Raw genomic sequence first — 23,226 nt, 5'->3', positions numbered from 1 at the left:
CCATTTTTTTATTCGCGGGGTACAACGAGAATGCTGTCTTCCTTATCCACAATTACCTGGCCCTCGGCGAGGCCTTTGGGCTTACGAACGTATTTTTTCGGCGTCACAATAACCGGACACAAGCTGTCCGTTCGGCGTTTTGAGTACCAGGCGGCTAGCTCGGCTGCTCGCTCAATCACGTTTTTGGGAAACGGTTTACCGGCCTGATATTTTACAATGACGTGCGAACCGGCAACATCGCGGGCATGAAGCCACAAATCTTCTTTGTACGCGTATTTCTGCGTCAGTAGATCGTTGTTTTTTGCGTTTCGTCCGATCAGAATGCGAAACTTATCGATGATTACCTCTTTAAAAAGATTCGTTGTGTCACCGCTTGCCAGTTGATTAGCCAGCTGGTCGCTCTGTAGATTATGCTGCTTGCTGTATCGGCGCAGCTCCTTTAAGGTTTGAATTACTTCAAGATCCGCTTTCTGCCGGTCGAGAAGCGTAATTTCTTCTTCCCGAGCTGTGATCTGTCCGGTCAAATAGTCTTCCTCGATTTTTTCGTTCTTCGCTTTTCGGTAGTAATTCTCGGCGTTTTTTTGTGGACTCAGGTCTGGTTTCAGTCGGATTGTGATGGGTTGATCCCGGTAAAAATCGGTCAATGTTACGGTTTCGGGCGATTTACTTCCAGACACCATAGGAATGTCATGTAAGTTAGCCATCAGAATATGACCCATCTCTTCATGGCTGGCTCCTTCCTCCCGATCAACGATGCGTTGCAGGTTAATTTCGATTAAGGCTTCAGCTCGCTTCCGTCTCTTTTCCAGCAGTCGAAGCAGGTTCCCTTTTTCGTGCTCAAAAGCAGTTAGGCCATTGTACGTAATAAAGAAACGGTTGGCGGCTTCGACCGGGTCCGTAAGCTCACGTTGTATATCGCCCAGAGGCAACAAACTAAGCGTCGGTTTGTGATGAAGCTTGGTTAAATAATAGTGAGGCTGTTCGAGTTGCTGTAAGGTTTGCTGGATCAGCGTCCACTTGGCCTCCGGGGTTGTTAGCGTATTATTGACGGCCTGTTCATTCAGCCACTCGTTTACAACCTTACCGAAAGTGGGAAACAATTTTCGATGATCGTACCCTGCTTTTTCAAACGCTTCCCAGGATTGATCAATAGGTCGGTCAAGGGCATCGAGCACGAGCTGACGATCTGTCAACAGCTTTTGATTAAATAGATCGGTAACCGTATTCTCGTGAAACGCCAGGAGATTAGGACGATTGCCGAAAAATTTGAACAGCATAGTGTACTTATCTTCCAGCAAGATTGCCAGGCATCGTTCATTCAGAAACGAGCGGACACCGATAACCGCGCGTCCCGGCCGATTTGCTTCTACCGTTTCGTCACTACTGCCCTGAACCTCTTCCTGCCCTGGCAGTGAATTCGTTACTTCTTCAAACAAATCGACGCTATTGTTACGAGCGCGCTGCACCGTTTGAGGAAACAACAGCCCCGAAAAGTCGGGCCGTAAGACGGCTTTTATGTAAAACGGCTTGTAATAATTCTGTTTTCCCTTGGCCTGGGCAAAGACAAGCACCACCTCATCGCGATCCTGGCTGAAGCACTCAACAAACCGGAGGCCGGTCAATAGAGTCTCAAGAGCGGGAGCCAGTTGACGAAGGAAATAATAGTTCGTATGCATAATCGGGCAAAGGTAGAGCTTATAAAACCCCGCTTACGAGCTTCTCATTTCATTTTGCCTAAAATATTTAGCGGCTCTTATCTCTGGTTGTGTTCGTGAGGATGATAAACGGTAAGTGTGTATCCCAGGTGGGTTTGAAATCGCGCTCGTTGAGAAATCCCTTCGAAAAGTTGCCTAACACTACGTCCGAATCGCCGTCATGATCCCAGTCGCCCACGTCCATGCAAATCCAGCGGCCATAGTCGCTAACGGGGAGCGCATGTCGCTTAAACTCAAAGGCTTTTTCCTGCTCAAAATACAAACAGCCTTCGGCCGGATTGTTTTTAAAATCCGCGAAGAAGGAAATGCTGATAATGTCTAAATCGCCGTCCTGATCGAAGTCGTTGGCGATGGCTTTTGTACAACCGTTGACGGGTAAAAAATGAGCCTGCTTGTATTGAAAATTACCTTGGTTGAGGTAAACATACACCCCGTGGTAAGGCTTGAAAATTTGAGAGTAATCACTGTTGTCACCACAGGTGTAAAGAATATCGACCTTTCCATCCTTGTTGAAATCGACTAGTTGAAAGCTGGTTGAGCCGTAGACAGATGGGAATCGGAGCAGGTTTTGTTGAGTAAATCCTCCTTTTTTATCGTTTAGGAAAAGCCAGATTCCTTCGTCGGCATGGGCGAAGAGAACCATAACATCTGGCCAGCCATCAGCGTTAAAATCGCCCGTGGTGGCTTGAATAGCACCCGGGATTTCTTTAATAGGCAGTTTTGTGAACCGCCCATTTTTCTCTTGCTTCAGCCAGTACAAGCCACCCCGTAGGTGACCGAATCCGCATACAATCCAGTCGGTTAGTCCATCCCGATTGATGTCGGCGGCTAGTGATTGCAGCGGGCGGGGCAGATCGCTGTGAATTGTAGACGAGTCATTACGTGGCTTACCAGAAAGCGCTAGGTCAAGTAGTTCCCCTTTTGCAATATCGGCTGCCACCATTGTACCCAGACCAGTAAACACTCCTCGTTCGTTGCCTTGCTTGTCCCGGTAAAAGGCTACGTTGACAGGTGGGGACTTAAGCTGCTTTCGCCATACCGGGTGTAGCTGCTGATCCCAGCAGGTCAAGTCATTACGTATTCCATCTCCGGAGTACAGATGGGTACGGCTTGAGTCCATAACAACCATCGTCGTCTCCGACGTTTGTGTCGTATCTCGCTGCGGCTTTGTCAGCGAAAAAATGGACCAGTCATTCGAAGTAGATACGTCGGCGGGTTTAAGTTTTCTGGGTGCCAATGCTTTGTAATAAAGCATTATTTTTTGCCAGTTATCGTACGAGACAGCCGCTTTCTGCCCCGCGAAATAATAGCCGTTTCCGTACGATTCTATGCCCAGCATAGGAGCCATCGCGGGTAAAACGTGGGTGTCCCAGGTTTCCTGATCGAGCATGCTGGGTTCAGGAACCAGGTGACACGAACCGCAGTGCTTGATCGCTAGTTGCTGCCCTGCCTTAACCAACGGATTATCCAACTGATCACTGGCTCCTGAATGACAACTGTAAATAGCAATTCCCAGGGCTGCAATGACGACTAACTTACTGTACGCCCGAAAAAAGAAATGATGATTATAAGTCACTATCGATGTACCCTTCTTTTTACTGCTGGCTGCTGAGCAGTATGAAAAATGTGCCGCTTCACCCAAATCACTTGTCTACACCGACAAGTGATTTGGGTGAAGCGGATTACTTACTTTAAGGCTACGTCAACGCGAGGACGTTCCTGCCGTTTGTGGCCTTGTGAATCCGTTATCTCGACTGCTTTCACCAACGGACTTAGCAGTAACGTTCGTGCCGATTGAGACAAAAACGAACTGCCGTACGTAAACTCTACTTTTTGTCTCTTGCCATCCGCAAAGGTAAGTAACGCCGACGCATCAGTAGGGCGTAGCCGCAGGCTAGCAGCCGGTTTACTATTTCGGAACAAGCATAGCCGACCCCGATTTTGCGTGGCTACTACCAACTCCCGTCCTCGGCTATCCGTAAATTGCGCCAGTCCTTTCGCGTTGCCCGGTACAAACAAACCGCTACTAGCAATTGATTGGGGGATAAAGTTGCCTTTACCGTCGCCACGAAGAACCAGACCATTCAAAGCGTCGTACCGACCCGCAAAAACTTCGCCACCATAGTCGTTACCAACCAGCACGACATCCAGATTGCCGTCACGATCAACGTCTTCGGCAACCATGCCAAAGATGGGTCCCAACTGAGCTTGCGTCGGTAACGTATGAAGTGCGAACGTGCCGTCACCTTTGTTTTCTACGTAAGCAGACTCCAGGTAATTGGCTTCTAGGACCAGCGCACTCTGTCGCTCTTCCGGCGTAAGTAGCCGGTCGATGCTGGCCGTTGTAAAATCTTTGAAGTACGGGAACCGGCGACGCATGGCGATCATTTGCTTGATCAAATCTTCGCGCCCGTGAAAGGAGTACTCTTTTCGTTTTCCGTCCGCATCGGGAATAAAAATCGTCGGTATGGCGTCGTAAAAACCGTTATTGTCGAAATCTCCGGCGTAGACACGTACTGGTTCCGTATCGCTGGCCCGCATCCGGGCGTTACGACCCAAATTGCCCGCTATGTAATCGATGTCGCCATCCCGGTCAAAATCGCCCGCTACCAATGAATTCCACCAGCCTTTCTGACCTTCGAGACCAGAAGTGGTTTTCTCTAGTTTGCCGCGTTGGTTTTTCAGCAATGTCAACGGCATGAACTCACCAGCCAGCAGCAGATCGGGCCAACCATCGTTATCCGAATCAGTCCAGAGCGCATCGCACACGAGCCCTATGGTTTGCAGACCTGGCGCTACTGTTTTTGTAACATCCGTAAAGTGAGGTGTGCCTGTCTTCGATGAACCGCCATCATTGCGTAAGATAAAGCTTGATACCGGTTTTGGATAATGATCGGGCTCGACACGTCCCCCGATAAACAGGTCCAGATCCCCGTCCCGGTCGAAGTCGGCTGCTTTGACGCACGATTTGCTGACCACATTTTGTGGAATTGCACCGGGGCTCAGGATAAATTTACCCGATCCTTTAGGCCCATCGTTGATGTAAAGTCGATCCTGAAAAGCAGTTGTATTAGCCTGCCCTTCTATGCTACCGCTGGCAATGTACAAATCCAGGTCGCCATCGCCATCGGCGTCGAAAAGCAGCGTCCCCATGTCTTCTTCCGGCTTATCCTCCGGACCTTTCTGTTCGGGCAATAAATCTCGGTCAACGAACGAACCGGCCGCTGTCTGAATTAAGAAATGGCCTTTTTTCGATTTGGAGCCACCAATAAACAAGTCATCTAAGCCATCACCGTTAACGTCGCCAACCGATACGCTGGGACCGTACTGCGAAAACTTATGCGGTAATAGTTTCTGGTTGTTGAAGTCAATGTATTCCGGCTCCTCATGCTGGAAAGCTATTTTTAGCGAGTCGGTTACTTCGTGGAAAAGACTCGACGGTTGCTTGATAGCCGGTACAGGCTCATGCGCGTTACGACTGTCGACGATTAGCACCTGATTCGCTTTCACGTTCCGCAGGATCTGCTGCCGTGCGGCTTGCCCCCCGGTACCTGGCCAGATAATGCGGACTTCACTAATTGTCTTTGCGCTGCCTAAGCCGAAATGAGCGACTGGTTCAACCGTTGACAGATAACCCCTGTACGGGCTGTGCTCATACACCTGCTGTTGCCCGTTGTTTTCGCCGTAGTGCAATTCAACGAAAGCGCCTAAGCCCATCGGGTTCGACGTTGGACCCGCAAATTTTACGCGCAGGTAATTGGCTTTTTCCGGCTTACGCTCGATAAGGTTGTTCCGGTAGACGAAAGCGGAGTCGTTGATGTTGTTAACGATATAGTCCAGGTCGCCGTCGTTGTCAAGATCACCGTAAGCCGCCCCGTTCGAGAAAGAAGGATTATCAATGCCCCAATTCTGCGTAACGTCCGAAAACGTCAGATCGCCGTTGTTGTGAAACGCGTAATTACTGATCTTAACTACCGGAATTTGAGAAAGCTTATAATCTTTGGTCGCAATGTTGGCGTTCTCGGTGATGAACGTCATAAAATCACGGTCGGTAACGTCCTGCGGAAATCCGTTGGTGATGATCAGGTCGCGAAAGCCATCGTGGTCAAAGTCTGCGGCCATCGGTGTCCAGCTCCAATCGGTCTCGGCTACGTCGGCTAATAAGCTGATTTCACTGAATGCCGGAGTGTTCGAATTAGGACGCGGCCCCTGATTAAGCTGAAGCGTATTGCGTACGACCTGGTAGTTGAACTTATATTCGTCATTATAAAGATATGTCTGGTAGTTGTTGGGAGCCAGCAGCATCTTTTTTCGGTAATTGTCGCGGGGTAACATATCCAGCGCCAGTACATCAACCAAGCCGTCGTTATTAATATCCGTTACATCATTCCCCATGGCCGTGTTGCTGGTGTGCTTGAAATACTCGGCAGCCCGGTCGGTAAACGTACCGTCGTGGTTATTGATGTACATTAGGTCATCCGAAACGTAATCGTTCGTTACGTAAATGTCTTTCCAGCCATCCCGGTTGATATCCGTAATGTTTAGGCCCAATCCGTACCCTTCGTGTACGATCCCAGCCTGCTTCGAAACATTCGTAAAAAAAGGATGACCGAGTTTTTTGTCAAAATCATTACGGTACAGTCGGTCCGCATTCAGCGAAGAGCCATCGCTAACTTTGGTACGGTACACATTCGGCGACTCATCGATGCGGTCGGTGAGCAAATACAGGTCCAGATCACCATCGTTGTCGTAATCGAAAAAGGCCGCGTTGGTCGTATGGCTGTCGTCCGCAATGCCGTACTCATGCGCCATTTCGCGAAAGACAGGCTTGCCATCACGTAGCCCCTGGTTTACGTACAGCAGATTTTCGCGCTGCTTATCAGACTTACTAAGCGTCGCACTGACATAAATATCCAGCCAACCATCATTGTTGATATCGATCAGCGTCGCACCAGAACACCACTTACCGTTCCCGGTAATGCCTGCCGATGTGCTAATGTCATCAAACTTGAAATCGCCTTTATTCAGGTAAAGCCGGTTCGCAACCTGGTTACCGGTAAAAAATACATCGGGTAGTCCGTCTTTGTTAAAATCCCCTAACGCCACGCCACCACCATTATAGAAATACTCAACATCCAGAATACTCGTAGAGTCAGTGTTGGTGATCCGGTTGGCAAACGTAATGCCCGTCTCGGAAGCGGGTAGCAAAGAAAATAATCGGTTTGACGAAGACTGGCAGGAGGTAATAAGGTAACTGGATAAAAAGAGTAATACAAAATACAGATAACGGTAGGTCATAAAAATACTTATGAAAAAAACAGCGGCTAGACGTTAGTACAATAAACTGATTCTTGTGTAGACAAAGGAGGTTTTGCCTTTGTTATTCACTGGAGAATAACGGCATAATATTAAAAAATATTTATAGATTCTCAAAAGATTATCATTTCACAAGGATGAAATACAATATTCTGACAATCAGTTAATTGGTAAATATACGCATGGTGTTTTTTACGTATTTGTTAGTATAAAATTAGGTTAACGTTAAAAAATGACAAATTGATCTTTGAAAAATTAATTCGACTCATTAATATTGATCCGTTTTGAAATAATTGATGAGGCCAAATTTTATGAACACAAATTTTTACAAGACCTTTCAGTTTTTACTGCTGTGGGGATCGGTGCTCCTGTGGGGCACAACCGTTTTTGCTCAGAACCGTCGGATCACTGGTACAGTGAGTAGCAATACCGATCCGGTTCCGGGTGCTAACGTAGTTATTAAGGGTACGACCATCGGTACATCGACGGATGCCAATGGTGCTTTTACCTTGTCTGTGCGCGGAGCGGATGATGTACTTACGATATCCGCAATTGGGTTTAAGTCAACGCAGGTAACTGTAGGTAGCCAAACGGCTGTTGCCATTCAACTCGAAGAAGAATCCTCTACGCTGAATGAAGTCGTTGTAACAGGTTATACAACGGACAGTAAACGGGACAATACAGGTGCCGTCGCCACGGTAAAAGCGCGGGACTTAGCGGCTATTCCTTCAGCTAACGTTGAAACCCAGCTGCAAGGGCGCGTTGCCGGGGTAACCGTTATCGCCAGCGGACAGCCTGGAGCTAGCAACACCATCCGTGTCCGTGGATTTGGTGCCTTCGGTGGTAACCAGCCTTTGTACGTGGTTGATGGGGTTCCAACCCAGGGTAGTGGTTTCATCAGCCCAGACGATATTGAGTCAACGACGGTACTGAAAGATGCGGCTGCCGCTTCGATCTATGGTGCTCGTGCTGCGAACGGGGTTATCGTTATTACCACCAAGAAAGGCCAGCGCCGGGCTCAGAAACTGAGCGTTAGCTATGATGGTCTGTACGGGGTTACCGATCCGGGTCATGCGCCTGCTCTGCTAACACCACAAGAACAGGCTGACTGGACCTGGAACGCTATCCGTAATCGGCGTGTTGCCAATGGAGAAACGATAGGACCTGACAGCTTTACCGGTATCGCTGGTGGTCAGTATGGTTCTGGAACAACCCCTGTTTTGCCAGAATATATACAGGTTGGTAACCGCTTTGGCGTAACGGGTGGAGTCGATTTGAATGCTGAGCGGGCAAAGTACAATATCGATCCTTCTCTAGGCGCTGTTTATCAAGTAACACGTGCCAACAAAGAAGGTACAGACTGGTATAAAGCAATCACTAGAGTCCCTATTTTAATGCGCCATACCCTTGGCTTCTCGGGTGGAAGTGAAAGCGGTCGTTATTACGTGAGTGTCAGTCAGCAGTCGCAGCCTGGTATTATCCTGAACAACAACTTTGCTCGGTATACCTTCCGCGTTAACTCGGATTTCGACGTTCTGAAGAACAAGAAACTGCGGTTTGGTGAGAACTTACAGGCCACTTACATCGATAACACCGGTCAGTTTGGCGGTACCAATGGTCAAAATGCATCACAAGAAGAGAATGATATTCTGCTTGCTTTTCGGATGGCTCCCATTGTTCCCGTATACGACGTATTCGGTGGTTATGCAGGTACGGCAGCTAAAGGTTTCAACAACCCTTCCAACCCTAGAGCAAACCGCGATGCGGCTAAAAATAACCGGAACTTCAACGTAAGCCTATTTGGGAATGCGTATCTGGAATATGACATCATCCCTGATTTAACCGTTCGCAGTAGCATCGGTGGTGTTCTCTCGAACTACTACAACAAAACTACGTCGCGTAATACCTACGAAAATGCCGAAGGAAACAACGGCGGTTTCCGTATCAACGAAGGAGCTGGCTATACAATCGCTTGGACGTTTACAAATACCGCTCAGTACAAGCGGACGTTTGGTATCCATCACCTCGATGTGTTAGCTGGTCTTGAAGCACTGAACGACGGATTTGGCCGGAACATCAGTGGTGTGGGTCTGAACCCATTCTCAACGGATCCTGCGTATGCTAGTATCACAACGTCACAGGCTTCAGGTCGGCAATCAAACAGTGATCTGTTCAGTGGTGTAAACTTCTATTCGCAGTTTGGCCGCGTTAACTACAGCCTGATGGATAAATACATTGTTACGGCAGTAGTTCGTCGCGATGGTTCATCACGCTTCGGGGCTAGCAACCGCTACGGGGTTTTCCCAGCTTTCTCGGCCGCTTGGCGGTTATCGGGTGAGGACTTCATGAAAAACCTGCCCTTTATCACGGATTTGAAAGTTCGTGGTGGTTGGGGACAAATGGGTAACTCGAATAACGTAAACCCAAACAACCAGTACAGCTTGTTTCAGTCGAACATCGCGAACTCGTACGATATTAGCGGTGGTAACTCGGGTGTAGATCCCGGTTTCTTCCGTAGCCGGATCGGTAACCCAAATGCGAAATGGGAAACCAGTACCACGACAAACATCGGTATCGATGGTTCGTTCTTCAACGGCAAGCTTGATGTTGTATTCGATGTTTGGCGGAAGGATACCAAAGATCTGTTATACCAAGTACCTATTGCGGGTGTCGTAGGTGTCCGTGCAACAGCGCCGTCGGTAAATATCGCCAGCATGAGAAACCAGGGTATCGATATTCAACTGATTACCCGGGGTAAAGTGGCTAACGATCTAGGTTATGAAGTGGACGTAAATGGTAGTTTCTTGAGCAACAAAATTCTAACGTTGGCACCAGGCGTTCCTTACTTCGACGTGAGCCCACCTACGAACCGGCTTTCATTGCCTATGACTCGTAACCAACCTGGTCAGTCGATTGCTTCGTTCTTTGGCTATAAAGTACTTGGTTTGTTCAACACGCAGGAAGAAATTAATGCTGCGCCAAAACAAGAAGGAGCGGGTCTGGGACGTTTCCGTTACGCCGATGTAGATGGTAATGGTGTAATTGACAATAATGACCGTACGTTTATCGGTAGTCCAGTACCTAAGTTCACGGGCGGTATGAATTTGCGCCTTACGTACAAAGGATTTGATCTGGCTACGTATCTGTATACATCACTGGGCGGTAAGATATTCAACATGTCGAAGTGGTATACCGACTTCTACCCATCTTTCTCAGGAGCAGCTGTTAGTGCGCGGGTGAAAAATTCATGGACACCCACAAATACCAATACGACACAGCCAATTTTTGAAGATGTAGCAAACCTCAGTACCAACACAGTTCCTAACTCGTTCTATGTTGAGAATGGATCGTTCCTGCGGATGCAGAACATTACGCTTGGTTATACCTTGCCAGCGACGCTGCTGAACAAGGTCAACCTGAGCCGGGTTCGGATCTCGCTTGCGGCTAACAACGTCTTCACCGTTACAGGCTATAAAGGCCTAGATCCAGGTGTTGGTGGAGCGGCTGACCAGAACCTTGGCGTTGACATCGGTAACTATCCGATCACCCGGAGCTATAATGTGGGCCTGAACATCGGTTTTTAATTAAACTCAAGAAGCTAACAGCTTTTCGAAACGCATTAACTTTGTTCCTAGAATTAATAAATATGAAAAATATAATCACAAAAGGAGTGGGGGTTACACTACTTTTGACCGTAATCTCAGTGTCTTGCAAAGATTCCTTTTTGGACGTAGCGCCAACTGGTCAGTTGCAAAACGCAGATATAACAACAAATGCCGGTCTGCAAGGCTTGGTGATTAGTGCTTACACACAACTGAACGGACGGGGCTTTTCGCAAACGGCCAGTCCTACGAACTGGGTTTATGGTAGCATTATGGGTGGGGATGCCAACAAAGGGTCTGATCCATCTGACTTCAGTGCGATTACACCGTTTGAAACCTACTTAATTAACGCATCCAGTGCTGAAGTGAACTCTCGGTGGCAGGCATTATACGAAGGGGTTAGTCGGGCTAATTCGGTACTTCGTACCCTGCCTTCCGCTGCCTCTACCGTAACTGCCGCTTCGAAGCAGCAGTTTGCTGGCGAAGCTCGTTTTTTGAGAGGCCTGTATTACTTTGATCTTAAGCGGACCTTTAACATGGTTCCTTATATCGACGAGACGTTAGATTATGGAAGTGGTGCTACTACTGTAAAGAACGATGTCGATATCTGGCCTAAAATTGAGGCTGACTTCCAGTTCGCATATGACAACCTGGCTGAAACGAATTCTCAGGCAGGTCGCGCGAACAAATGGGCTGCGGCTACTTACCTGGCTAGAACGTATATGTATCAGAAGAAATTTTCTGATGCTAAGAAGCTATACGACCTCATTATCGCTAACGGTAAAACGGCCAACGGTAAAAAATATGGTCTCGTATCGCAATACGCTCAGGTATTTAACTCTGCCAACGAAAACAGCGAAGAAGCCGTATTCTCTACTCAGAACGTAGCAAACGCCGGTAGCTCAGATGCCGCTTCTGGCGATTTGAACCTAAACTATCCGTATAGTGCGGGTATCGGCGCTACTTGCTGCGACTTCTTTAAGCCAAGCTTCGATGCAGCTAACTCGTTCCGTACGGGTGCAAATGGTCTGCCGATTGATATGGCTCAGGCTAACGGCGCGTACGACAATGCTACCAACGAGCTGAAAACGGATATGGGGCTTCTGCCAGCTGATGCTTTCACGCCTGACACCAAAACCGTCGATCCACGTCTTGACCATACGGTTGGCCGTCGGGGTATTCCTTATCTGGATTATGGTAATTTCACCAGCGCCTGGACTCGTAACCAAGGCTTTGGCGGTCCGTACTCGACGAAAAAATACGTTTTCTACCTAGCTCAACAAGGCAAAGTGGCTGACGTATCGAACTGGACGAAAGGCTGGTCGGCGACGAACATCGTACTGATGCGTTATTCGGATGTTCTACTGATGGCTGCTGAAGCGGAGGTAGAAGTAGGAAGTCTATCGAAGGCAATGGAATACGTCAACTTAGTACGGAATCGCGCGGCCAATCCTGCCGGTTTCGTAACAACGTCTGATGGTAAGCCAGCCGCTAACTACGTAATCAGCCCATATCCGGCTTCGGCTTTCTCGTCGCAGGATGTAGCTCGTAACACGGTTCGGTTCGAGCGTAAGCTAGAGCTGTCACAAGAAGGACAGCGGTTCTTCGACCTGGTACGCTGGGGTATTGCTGCGCCAACGCTGACGGCGTTCCTGACGTACGAGAAAACGAAACTGTCGAATGCGTATAGCGGTGCGGTCTTTACAGCCGGTAAGAACGAGTATCTGCCGCTTCCTCAAACGCAGCTTGACCTGCAAAATGGTAGCGCAGCTATTCTGAAACAGAATCCTGGCTACTAAGCATAAACAGTTAGTTACTTTAACAAAAATCCACACTGGTACCGGTGTGGATTTTTGCTGTAAAAACAATCGGATTAGTGGTTTGTTATTATCCTACTCAACAACAAGATTACTATCATGGCTCACAACAAAACCACAGATCAGCCCGGTTCGAAAGATTTGCAGGCAAATCATAAGCGGACCCGTAATCAGGAAGCCCATGACACCGGTAAAGACCGTCCAAATGCTGAACGAGAAATGACAAGCTCGAATAAAAGCAAACAGGGTCCGGAAGACGATCACTCGACGGAAAACAAAACCACAGCAGAGCTTGCTTATGAACGCGGAGGGCATGGCCACTCCGGTCACAGCGGTAGTCGGAATGGAAGCCGGTAACTCAGTAAAGTTGTTTTCGTGTAATAGGTAGGGGCAAGTCAATGACGATGCCAAAAATACAAGTCCACTCAATGCAGTATATCGCGCATTGAGTGGACTTATTCGTTAAGCCTAAAATCGTTAGATTTTAGATTTGTTGCCGCTGCTTATTTCTGGGGCCGACTGATCGATTGTCGAAACGGGCTACTCAGATGTGCTACGCTGCATAAAAAAATACACCTTTCACGGATTCGTTTGCTAATGAAGCCGTGAAAGGCTTTTAATGAACCGCTTTTTTATTCTATTTGTATTCAGATAAAAAAAGAAGCCCCTCGATAGTCGAGGGGCTTCCATACGTTTATAGCGTTGTCGGTATTTAGTACCGGCAGTTGTGCCTTAGCAAAAATTACTTCGCGCTATCAGATGACATCGTCGAAGCCGAATCACCAGCCATCGAAGAATCTGTAGCCATCGTAGACGATGAATCAGACATCATGGTTGACGTAGAATCGGTCGAAGTCGTTTCAGTTTCAGTCTTTTTCGAGCTGCAAGAGGTTGCAAGGGCGATCATAGCCATGAAAAAGAAGGCAGATTTCGTAATTGCTTTCATAGTTTTGGGGCGTTTTTGTTTACGGGTGATTAATAAACCAATGTCGACGTTAATACTCGATAGGGAAAAAGGTAACCCAACTTTTTTTAACTTTTTTTTGGGTTACGTTTAAATTGATTTTGTATTAAGTAATGAGCCAAGGCGATGAAGGAAAGTAGGCGGCCCGTATTAACCGACGATGAATTGCTGGCGGGCTTGGCTACGGGTTCCGATGACGTGCTTAACCAACTGTACCGACGGTATTTTCCAATGGTGCTGCACCTGGTTACAAGCAATAGCGGGAGCGAAGACGATGCTAAAGATATTTACCAGGAGGCCATCGTTGTTTTATACGAGAAAGTGCAAAGCGGCTCATTAGAGCTGCATTGTCAGTTGAAAACGTACCTGTATTCTGTTGGCCGTCGTCTTTGGCTAAAGCAGTTGACGCAGCGCAATCGGTTTTTGGTTCGCGACGTAGAAACGCCCGCCGTCGATGACGATGCGGGGCAGCAGATTGACAGTGATTTAAATGAGCATGAAGAGCGGGATCGACAGTTTGATTTAATGGCCGATTCGCTCGAAAAGCTTGGTGAGCCCTGCCGCACACTGCTGGAAGATTTTTATATCCGGCATCTGAGTATGCAGGCAATAACGGATAAGTTTGGCTACACCAACGCGGACAACGCAAAGACGCAGAAGTACAAATGCCTGATGCGGCTGAAGCGATTGTTTTTTTCAGAGTACAAACAAAATTGAGGAGTATTCCGTACCCTGGTATCTGTGTACTTAACGAACGATGACAACAATGGAAACTAATGAGGAAAGAGATATCGAAGCAGCCTTACACGCTTATGGCGAACGGAACCGACTTCGGCAGAAACTAGCCGCCATTCATTCGAGTCTGGATATGGATGCTGTGCGGGAAGAGGTAAGTACGTACAGCATGGAGCAAGAGCCATCGGGCCAGGTTCGTTCGTTGTGGCGCACCTACCGTACGACACTGGCAGTTGCCGCTACCGTAGCCGCCATTACCACGTTCGGATCTATCTTTCTGTATCATTCGTATCGGCAGAGCCATCAGCAACAGGAACAGCAATACAGTTTGCTCAGTAAAGAAATTCAGGCCGTCAAATCATCTCAACGCAAATTGATGAATGATCTTAACGGCAGAGGCCGGGCGTTGTTTGTCAATCCGGCCCAGGTGTCCGGTTCTGGATTTATGCTGACAGCCGATGGTTATATGGTTACCAACAATCACATTGTTCGGGGAGCTGATTCGGTGTACGTGCAGAGTCCTGCCGGTGAAGTGTACAAAGCGCGGGTTGTTCACGCCGACCAGACGTACGATCTGGCTTTTCTACAACTCTGTGACGACAGTGCGTTTCGCGCTTTACCGTCGTTACCGTATAGCTTCGAGAACAGCCAGAGCGATCTGGGTGAACGTGTCTTTACCCTAGGCTATCCGCGTGAAGAAATCGTTTATGGCGAGGGCTACCTTAGCTCCGGTACTGGATACAGGGGCGATACAACGGCTTATCAGGTCGCTATTGGCGTCAATCCCGGTAACTCAGGTGGACCGCTGTTAGACGAAAAAGGGAACGTGATTGGCATAATCAGTGGCAAGCAGACAACGTCGGAAGGGGTAAGCTTCGCTGTCAAAACAAACTACCTGCTCAAAGCGCTGAATAATATTCCGGGCGATTCCCTAAAAGGGTTACCCATACGGCTGAACCATAAAAATACCCTTGCTCGCTTACCCCGTAAATTACAGATCAAACGGATGCAAGCGTACGTGTATCAGGTGAAAGTCTTTAAGCATAAAGAGTAGCAGCTTCTCGAACAATTTACGGTATTGATAGTTTTATAGAGGTAAGTTCACAAACACTCAACTACTATGAAAAAATTAATGCTGCTGGCTGCTTCACTGATGTTCACGATCACCGTTGCTTCAGCTCAGGACACAAAACAAAACGCAAAAGAAACGGCTCGTCAAGCAGGTCAGACAGTTGATGCTGCGGCTGATAAAGCAGGTCGTGAGACCAAAAAAGCTGGCCGGAAGGTATCGAATGCCGCTAAAAATACGGCTGAAGATGTAAAAGACGGTACAAACAAAGCACTTAACAAAGCGGATCGGAAAATGAAAAAAGCCGAACGCAAAATGGATAACTCGAAATAACGAATCTTTGTCGTTTTTTGAGAGTAAAACGGTACCGTTACTATAAAGTAATGGTACCGTTTTTTATTGGTCAACTGAGAAACTTCATTTTGCCCTCGCAACGTTATCACCACAACGTTGCTTACCATCCTATATAATTTATTTTACTTGATGAACACCCCAGTTTCGGTACTTCTGTTTGGTATTACTCGTGACCTGACCGGTCAATCAGCTGTGTCTGTGCCGATTAGTGAAGGCGCCCGCGTGAGTGACCTGCTTGATCAACTCTATCAGGAATACCCCAAATTGTCTGGCATTCGGTCCTTGTTGGTTGCTGTCAATGGCGAGTATGCGGAAGTAGATCAAGTGCTTACCAGCAAAGACGAGATTGCGCTGATTCCGCCCGTTAGCGGAGGTTAGTTGTAATCCGGTTACTGTAGCCCACTTTTCTTCTACTGGTAATTTTTCTTGTACCATGATTTCTCTAACTAGCGATCCCATTGATGTTGCTTCGGCTCTTACGTATCTGCAATCCGATCAGGCGGGAGCACTTGACTTATTTCTAGGCGTTGTCCGTGACAACACACAGGAACGCCCGGTCGACCGGCTGGAATACGAAGCTTATGATCGTATGGCGATCAGCGAAATGCAGAAAATCGCGGATGAAGCGCATCGTCGCTGGCCTATCCTGCGCTATACAATCATTCATCGAAAAGGCGTATTAGCCATTGGCGAAACAGCTATCTTCATCGGGGTCGCAACTGCGCACCGTGCGGATGCTTTCGACGCATGTCGGTTCATGATCGACACGATCAAACAAACCGTGCCGATTTGGAAAAAAGAGGTTTTTACGGATGGTGAAGTCTGGGTCAACGCGCACCCCTAAATCCACGGAAGCATCTGGTGGATTACTTCGTCGCTTTGTTGATTAAATACGTACCTGCGATTGGATAATGATCTGAATAGCTGACGTAGTTAATTGTTTCAAAGTTTAGCAAAGAAATCTGTGGGTCGTGGAACTGGTGGTCGATGCGGATAAAGCCTGGTAGTTTATTATAACTGAAGCCAAAACCACGACCGGCATCTTCGTAACTATTCGGAAGTATGCGACGCATGCGCTCATAGACGACACTGTAAGGAGTGTCGTTATGATCGCCCGTGACGATCACCGGAAATTCGCTTTCCCGGATGTGTCGTTCAACCTGTTGCACCTGTTTACGTCGCTCGATGAAACCATAGCGGAGGGCACTGAGAACACCGTGCGTTTCGTGTTTGACACCGGTCAGTTTTTCCTGACGAAGCACTTTCCCAACCCGGATGCCCATTGATTGCAGGTGAACGTTGATGACGCGTACGGTATCATTCCCCACTTTTATATTGGCCCAGACCAAGCCGTTCCCTCTGCTGAATATTTCCCGTCCCGAGTGAATGATTGGGTAAATAGAAAAAATAGCTACGCCAACCGATCCGTTGGGAACGTTGGTCATCTCGGGATGCAGAAAAGCAGAATAGCTATAACCAGCTTCGCGTAATCTCCGAACGGCGTCGTAGTCGGGTGTTGTTGTTGACGAAAAAAACTCCTGAAAACACTTAACCGGAGCATCATACCTCACGGTGTAATCAATTATTCGTCGTACCCTAGGCGATCTGCCGATCCGCTCCCATTCAGTATCCAGTCCAAACGACTGGACATTATAACTAAATACTTTTAGCGGGATATAGTTGTTGGTCAACACTCCCGGCGAATTCCAGACAAAGGTTCGCTGGCCAAATAACAACACCCCGATAATAAGCACCAAACCCGATAGCCAACTCCGCCAGGGACGCCAGGTAAGCCAAAGTATAATGCATATACCGTTGAGAAGCCAGGCTACAGGTATTGAAATCATGACCATACTGGCTGTCCAGTGTTCTGTAGGCAGCGAGTGTAAAAGCCAGTAGCTTAACAGGGTATATAAAGCAAGTAGTAAATTGAGTGACCAGAATAAAGATCGAAAAAAAAATGTAACGAGTCGACCAAGTTGGAAACGTACCGACATAGCGTTGTTGAGCAGCCCAAAATTCGTTTTCGGGCTAAAATTAGGGCATTAGCCAGACAAACACGCTATGTGACGCCGACGAGGGAGTTGCAAAACCGCAAAACATACTGTATATTTGCCCCATAATTACCGTATGGCGTTAGTGAAAAAAGGGAGTCAAACTCCCTTTTTTGTTAGCCCTACCTTATGGACGATAAAGCACAAATAACCGAACTATTACAGCCTTACCTGAACAATGGACAAATTTACATTGTTGATGTTCAGGTAGTTGGCCGGCAGGGTGGTCGAATCAAGGTTACCATTCTGCTGGACAGCGATGCTGGGATTACCATTGACGAATGCGCTGACATCAGCCGTCGGCTGGGTTTACAGATGGATGAGTCAAATTTCTTCGGCGAAGCTCCATTTACACTCGAAGTTTCTTCGCCGGGTGTCGATTTCCCATTAACGTTTCCACGGCAGTATATTCGTAATATAGGCAGAAACCTCGCCGTTTTGCTGACCAATGGTACAACCTATAAGGGCAAACTGGAATCAGCAGATGACACGGGTATTGTGTTGATTATTGAGCCGGAAAAGAAACCTAAGAGCAAAAAGAAGAAAGAAGCAAATCTGACTGTTGAAACCCCCGTTTCTGGCCCCGTGTCAGTGCCGTTTGAACAGATTAAGAAGGCTGTCGTAGAAATATCATTCAAATGAAGTCGTAAGGACTAGCCATTAACGAAGGTACAAACACTCGTTGATGAACGCTTTACGAAACTAGACGAAACACTACCATGACCAGTGGATTATTAATCGAATCGTTTGCCGATTTCGCCCGGTCGAAAAACATTGACCGCCCCACCATGATCGCCATTCTGGAAGATGTCTTCCGGACGATGATTCGCAAAAAATACGGTACCGATGAGAACTTTGACGTGATCATCAACGCCGAAAGCGGTGATCTGGAAATGTGGAGAACGCGGGAAATTGTGGACGACGACTCAGAGGATATTTGGGATTATGATAAAATTCCACTCGCTGAGGCTCGCAAAATCCAGGACGACTTCGAGGTTGGCGAACAGGTTGCCGAAGAAGTGAAGCTGGAAGATTTTGGCCGTCGGGTCGTACAAACCGCTCGTCAAACGCTGATTCAGAAGATAAAGGATATGGAAAAAGAACTCCTTTATCAGAAATACAAGGATCAGGTGGGTGATCTGGTTACGGCTGAGGTGTATCAACTCCTAAAGCACGAAATCATCCTGGTTGATTCGGAAAATAACGAGCTGAGCTTACCTCGAACAGAGCAGATTTCGAAGGACCGGTACCGCAAAGGCGAACCCGTAAAAGCGGTTGTAAGCCGTGTTGACATGCTCAACGGTACACCCAAGATTATTTTGTCGCGCACTTCTCCCGTTTTTCTGGAGCGGTTATTTGAAGTCGAAGTTCCGGAAATTTATGACGGCTTAATCTCGATTCGTAAGATCGTCCGGGAGCCGGGCGAACGGGCTAAAGTAGCCGTTGAGTCGTACGATGATCGTATCGATCCCGTAGGTGCCTGTGTTGGGATGAAAGGATCGCGTATACACGGTATTGTGCGCGAGCTAGGTAACGAAAATATCGACGTTATCAACTATACCGAAAACCTCGAACTGCTGATAAGCCGGGCGTTGAGCCCCGCCAAGATCAGTTCGATGCAAATCGACCGCGATACGAAGCGCGTATCTGTTTTCCTGAAGCCTGATCAGGTTTCGCTGGCAATCGGTAAAGGTGGCCAGAATATTAAACTGGCGGGCCGACTGGTTGACATGGAAATTGATGTCTTCCGGGATAATGAAGGCCATGAAGACGACGAAGACGTTGACTTGATGGAGTTCTCTGACGAAATCGACGAGTGGATGATCGATGAACTTCGTAAAGTTGGTCTCGATACCGCCAAGAGTGTACTTGCCCTGAGCAAAGAAGAACTGGTGCGTCGTACCGATCTGGAGGAGGACACTGTCGAGGAGATTGTAAATATCCTCAAGCAGGAATTTGAGTAGGCCTGATAAACGATTGCCGAGTTAGATATGGAGGCTGAAATAATACGCAGTTAGTCCTCACTTTTTAACTTTTCATTCTTCATTATCAGGAAAAGGGATTTTTATTGCCCTAACTGTTGTTCATACCATATCAACAACCATTAAATTTGCCGAATATAGACCGAACGTATGGCAGAAGATAAGTCAATGCGCCTGAGCCAAGTGGCAAAAATTCTCAACAAAGGACTTTCCTCTGTTGCGAATAGTCTGTCTGCCAAAGGGTTTAAGGTGGAAATTAATCCTAACACCAAAATCAACATGGAACAGTTGGAGGTGTTAGCGAAGGAGTATAAATCAACGGAACTCCTGAACGGAGCTCGCCGGTCCGAACCGTCGGTTGCGGTCGCCGAGCCACCGCGTCGTCGGGAGGAAGAGGTTATTTTGTACCGTCGTGATGACGCAGGTCGTCCTATTTCGGACGCGAAGGCGGACGCCCCTAAAACAGACGTCCCTCGGGTAGACACTCCTAAACCAGTGTCAGCCGAGTCAAAACCAGCTCCGCAAACCGCAGCAACCGGTTTGCCAGGGCTAAAAGTGATCGGCAAAATTGATCTTAACGCGAAACCAGCTCCGGCGGCTAAAGCTCCGGCTCCGCAGGTAGCGAAACCAGTAGAAACACCTCGTGTAGAGCCAGCTCAAGCGGAGGTTGCTAAACCAGTACCATCACAACCGGTAGTTGCACAGCCGCCTGTAGAAACACCGAAGCCGGTTCAACCTGCTGAGGTTAAGCCTACCGTTACACCACCTGTGGTAACCCCTGCTCCTGCGGTAGCTCCCAAAGTGGAGACTCCTCAGCCAGCACCCGTTGCGCAGCCTAAAATCGAGCCAGCTCCGGTCGCTCCTGTTCAGCCACGGCCTGAACCAGCGCAGCCAGTAGCTCGTACAGAAGCTCCTCGTGTGGAGACCCCTAAACCAGCTGAACCTGTAAATAATCCAGTTGCCAAGGTGGAACCGACGCGTCAGGAGAATCGTGATACTACTGCAAGCAGTCAGCCAAAAGCTGCTGCCCCTGTGCCAACTCCTCCAGTCGCGAATGACGCTGAGGAACCAGCAGCTAAAACCGAGACAATTCGGGCGGCTGGTAGCCATCAACTTGGTGGTTTGAAAATTCTTGGCAAGATTGAATTGCCTGTCAACAACCCGCGTCAGGGTGGTGGTGGCAATAGCAACGCCGATAAGAAAAAACGGAAACGCATTCGCGGTGGTCGCGATGGAGCTGTTGGTGGTACCAACCAGCCGAATCAAGGCGGTAATCAGCCACAAGGCCAAGGTAATCAAAACCGGAATGACCGTGGACCTCGTGACGGACAAGGTGATCGTAGTCCTGTAAACCGGGATAACAACCGGCCGCAGGGTGATCGCAACCAAGGTGGACAACGGGATAACAACCGACCACAGGGTGATCGTAACCAGGCACCGGCAAACCGTTCTGCGAATTCGAACAATAACGCCCAGCCGCAAGGTCAGGGTAACCAAAATCGGAACGCTCAGAGCCAGCCTTCGTCAGACAACCAAAATACCAACAACCGGACAGGTGGTGGTAATAACAACAATGGTCGTAGCGGTGGAAACCGTGATCGGGCAGGTGGTGGCAACAACAGTGGCCGTAGCGGAGGAAACCGTCGTGAAGCACCTACGCAAGCTGATGTTCGTAAGTCGATTCAGCAGACAAACGCCCGGATGCAGGGTAATTCGCCCAACCGGGGAGCTGACCGCCGACGTGACCGCCGGGCCGACCGGGCTGAACGTGATCGTTTAGCCAGCGAACAGGAGGAACTGGAAGCAAAAATCCTGAAAGTAACGGAGTTCGTATCGGCAAACGATCTGGCTTCGCTTATGAACGTGTCGATCAACGAAGTTATCTCGGTTTGTTTGAACCTGGGTATGTTCGTCTCGATCAACCAGCGGTTAGATGCGGAAGCGATTACGGTTATTGCGGATGAATTCGGTTACGATGTACAGTTTGTATCGGCAGAAGATGAAACGGAAGCGGGTATTGACGTAACAGCGGACGAACCGGATGAACTTCAGCCTCGTGCGCCAATCGTTACGATCATGGGTCACGTTGACCACGGTAAAACGTCGCTGCTTGATTACATCCGTCGTGCAAAAGTAGCCGCCGGTGAAGCCGGTGGTATCACGCAGCACATCGGTGCCTATAGCGTGAAAGCGACTGACGACCGGATGATCACGTTCCTTGATACACCGGGTCACGAAGCCTTTACGGCCATGCGGGCACGCGGTGCGAAAGTAACCGACGTCGTTATTATTGTAATTGCGGCTGACGACAGCGTGATGCCGCAGACGCGTGAAGCAATCAACCACGCACAAGTAGCCGGTGTACCTATCGTATTTGCTTTCTCAAAAGTAGATAAGCCGGGGGCCGAAGCTGACAAAATACGGACGGAGCTTTCGGCTATGAACTTCCTCGTTGAAGAATGGGGTGGTAAGTACCAGGCTCAGGAAATTTCGTCCAAGTCAGGTATGGGCGTTGACGATCTGCTTGAAAAAGTACTGCTCGAAGCCGAATTACTTGAACTGAAAGCGAATCCGGACCGTCGGGCGCTTGGTACCGTTATCGAAGCATCGCTCGACAAAGGCCGTGGCTACGTATCGACAGTACTGGTTGAAAATGGTACGTTGCGTCAGGGAGATGTCATGCTTGTCGGTGCGCACTACGGTCGCATTCGGGCTATGACAAATGACCGGGGTGAGCGGATCAAAGAAGCAGGACCAGCACAACCCGTTCAGATTCTTGGGTTGCCAGGTGCTCCGCAGGCAGGTGACAAGTTTAACGTGATGGAAACGGAGCGCGAAGCCCGCGAAATTGCTAACAAACGGGAGCAACTGCTGCGCGAACAAACGCTACGTACCCGCAAGCACATTACACTCGAAGAGATTGGCCGTCGGAAAGCGATTGGCTCGTTCAAAGAGCTTAATGTGATTGTGAAAGGTGACGTGGACGGTTCGGTCGAAGCCTTGTCGGATTCCTTGTTGCAACTGTCTACGGAAGAAGTTCAGGTGAACATCATCCACAAAGCGGTCGGACAGATTTCCGAGTCAGATATTCTGCTGGCATCGGCTTCGGATGCGGTTATCGTCGGCTTCCAGGTGCGGCCATCAGCTAATGCCAGGCGGTTGGCAGAACAGGAACAGATTGAAATTCGTCTGTACTCAATCATCTACGACGCGATCAACGAAGTCAAAGACGCTATGGAAGGTCTGCTAGCACCAACCACAGAAGAGGTTGTGACTGGTAATATCGAAGTCCGTGATGTGTTCAAGATCAGCAAAGTTGGTACAGTAGCCGGTTGTTATGTGACGGACGGTATCATCAAACGGAACAATAAAATCCGGGTTATCCGCGACTTTATCGTGATTCATACGGGTGAAATCAGCGCGCTGAAACGGTTCAAAGACGACGTTAACGAAGTGCGTTCAGGCTACGAATGTGGTTTGAGCGTCCGAAACTTCAATGACATTGAAGTGGGAGACACGATCGAAGCGTTCGAAATAAAAGAAGTGAAGCGTACGTTGTAATTCATCTGGACCAACGTTCTCAAGGTAGCCCCAGTCGTTTTTTTCGACTGGGGCTTT

16 protein-coding genes are annotated in these 23,226 nt (G+C 48.4%); 11 read left to right on the top strand and 5 right to left on the bottom strand.

Going from position 1 to position 23,226, the window contains the following annotated elements; genetic code table 11:
* Positions 1-8: 8 nt before the first annotated feature.
* The 3 genes from LQ777_RS18360 to LQ777_RS18350 form a co-directional block, all read right to left on the bottom strand.
* On the bottom strand, positions 9-1,676 hold the full coding sequence (locus tag LQ777_RS18360) for an NFACT RNA binding domain-containing protein (protein ID WP_232559394.1): 1,668 nt from the start codon (positions 1,674-1,676) through the stop codon (positions 9-11).
* Between the two features lie 67 nt (positions 1,677-1,743).
* The gene (locus LQ777_RS18355; RefSeq protein WP_232559393.1) at positions 1,744-3,291 is read right to left on the bottom strand and encodes an FG-GAP repeat domain-containing protein; all 1,548 of its coding nucleotides are present in this window, start codon (positions 3,289-3,291) and stop codon (positions 1,744-1,746) included.
* A 110-nt stretch (positions 3,292-3,401) separates the two neighbouring features.
* Positions 3,402-7,013 carry a CRTAC1 family protein gene (locus tag LQ777_RS18350; RefSeq protein WP_232559392.1) on the bottom strand — a complete coding sequence of 1,204 codons (3,612 nt, stop codon included), beginning with the start codon at positions 7,011-7,013 and terminating at the stop codon, positions 3,402-3,404.
* A 329-nt stretch (positions 7,014-7,342) separates the two neighbouring features.
* On the opposite strand from LQ777_RS18350, the gene LQ777_RS18345 reads away from it, so the two are divergent.
* The 3 genes from LQ777_RS18345 (at position 7,343) to LQ777_RS18335 (ending at position 12,807) form a co-directional block, all read left to right on the top strand.
* Positions 7,343-10,615, top strand: coding sequence for a SusC/RagA family TonB-linked outer membrane protein (locus LQ777_RS18345; protein ID WP_232559391.1), 3,273 nt, complete (start codon positions 7,343-7,345; stop codon positions 10,613-10,615).
* A 119-nt stretch (positions 10,616-10,734) separates the two neighbouring features.
* Positions 10,735-12,432, top strand: coding sequence for a RagB/SusD family nutrient uptake outer membrane protein (locus tag LQ777_RS18340; protein ID WP_341871359.1), 1,698 nt, complete (start codon positions 10,735-10,737; stop codon positions 12,430-12,432).
* Between the two features lie 117 nt (positions 12,433-12,549).
* A complete protein-coding gene (locus tag LQ777_RS18335; protein ID WP_232559389.1) occupies positions 12,550-12,807 on the top strand; it encodes a hypothetical protein in 258 nt (85 codons plus the stop codon).
* A gap of 385 nt (positions 12,808-13,192) precedes the next feature.
* On the opposite strand, the gene LQ777_RS18330 is transcribed toward LQ777_RS18335, so the two are convergent.
* Positions 13,193-13,396, bottom strand: a complete 204-nt coding sequence (locus tag LQ777_RS18330) for a hypothetical protein (RefSeq protein WP_232559388.1) — start codon at positions 13,394-13,396, stop codon at positions 13,193-13,195.
* Positions 13,397-13,540: 144 nt separating this feature from the next.
* On the opposite strand from LQ777_RS18330, the gene LQ777_RS18325 reads away from it, so the two are divergent.
* The 5 genes from LQ777_RS18325 to LQ777_RS18305 all read left to right on the top strand — a co-directional run bounded on the left by LQ777_RS18325 (position 13,541) and on the right by LQ777_RS18305 (position 16,416).
* On the top strand, positions 13,541-14,131 hold the full coding sequence (locus tag LQ777_RS18325; protein WP_232559387.1) for an RNA polymerase sigma factor: 591 nt from the start codon (positions 13,541-13,543) through the stop codon (positions 14,129-14,131).
* 49 nt (positions 14,132-14,180) lie between these two features.
* Positions 14,181-15,203 carry a S1C family serine protease gene (locus LQ777_RS18320; protein WP_232559386.1) on the top strand — a complete coding sequence of 341 codons (1,023 nt, stop codon included), beginning with the start codon at positions 14,181-14,183 and terminating at the stop codon, positions 15,201-15,203.
* 66 nt (positions 15,204-15,269) lie between these two features.
* Complete coding sequence (locus LQ777_RS18315) at positions 15,270-15,551, top strand: hypothetical protein (protein WP_232559385.1); 282 nt, start codon at positions 15,270-15,272, stop codon at positions 15,549-15,551.
* Between the two features lie 150 nt (positions 15,552-15,701).
* Positions 15,702-15,950, top strand: coding sequence for a MoaD/ThiS family protein (locus tag LQ777_RS18310; RefSeq protein ID WP_232559384.1), 249 nt, complete (start codon positions 15,702-15,704; stop codon positions 15,948-15,950).
* 55 nt (positions 15,951-16,005) lie between these two features.
* On the top strand, positions 16,006-16,416 hold the full coding sequence (locus LQ777_RS18305; RefSeq protein ID WP_232559383.1) for a molybdenum cofactor biosynthesis protein MoaE: 411 nt from the start codon (positions 16,006-16,008) through the stop codon (positions 16,414-16,416).
* 22 nt (positions 16,417-16,438) lie between these two features.
* On the opposite strand, the gene LQ777_RS18300 is transcribed toward LQ777_RS18305, so the two are convergent.
* Positions 16,439-17,419 carry an endonuclease/exonuclease/phosphatase family protein gene (locus tag LQ777_RS18300; protein WP_341871358.1) on the bottom strand — a complete coding sequence of 327 codons (981 nt, stop codon included), beginning with the start codon at positions 17,417-17,419 and terminating at the stop codon, positions 16,439-16,441.
* Positions 17,420-17,755: 336 nt separating this feature from the next.
* Here LQ777_RS18300 and LQ777_RS18295 point away from each other — a divergent pair, with 336 nt between their 5' ends.
* From LQ777_RS18295 to infB, 3 genes are all read left to right on the top strand, one after another.
* Positions 17,756-18,268 carry a ribosome maturation factor RimP gene (locus LQ777_RS18295; protein ID WP_232559381.1) on the top strand — a complete coding sequence of 171 codons (513 nt, stop codon included), beginning with the start codon at positions 17,756-17,758 and terminating at the stop codon, positions 18,266-18,268.
* Positions 18,269-18,345: 77 nt separating this feature from the next.
* Positions 18,346-19,590 carry a transcription termination factor NusA gene (nusA, locus tag LQ777_RS18290; protein WP_232559380.1) on the top strand — a complete coding sequence of 415 codons (1,245 nt, stop codon included), beginning with the start codon at positions 18,346-18,348 and terminating at the stop codon, positions 19,588-19,590.
* Between the two features lie 168 nt (positions 19,591-19,758).
* Positions 19,759-23,169: a translation initiation factor IF-2 gene (gene infB, locus LQ777_RS18285; protein WP_232559379.1), complete on the top strand. Its 3,411-nt coding sequence runs from the start codon at positions 19,759-19,761 to the stop codon at positions 23,167-23,169.
* Positions 23,170-23,226 lie beyond the last annotated feature (57 nt).

The organism is Spirosoma oryzicola, assembly GCF_021233055.1.
In the GTDB taxonomy this organism is placed as follows: Bacteria; Bacteroidota; Bacteroidia; order Cytophagales; family Spirosomataceae; genus Spirosoma; species Spirosoma oryzicola.
The sequence above is the reverse complement of the archived record's forward strand: the minus strand, read 5'-3'. Positions and strand labels throughout refer to the sequence as shown.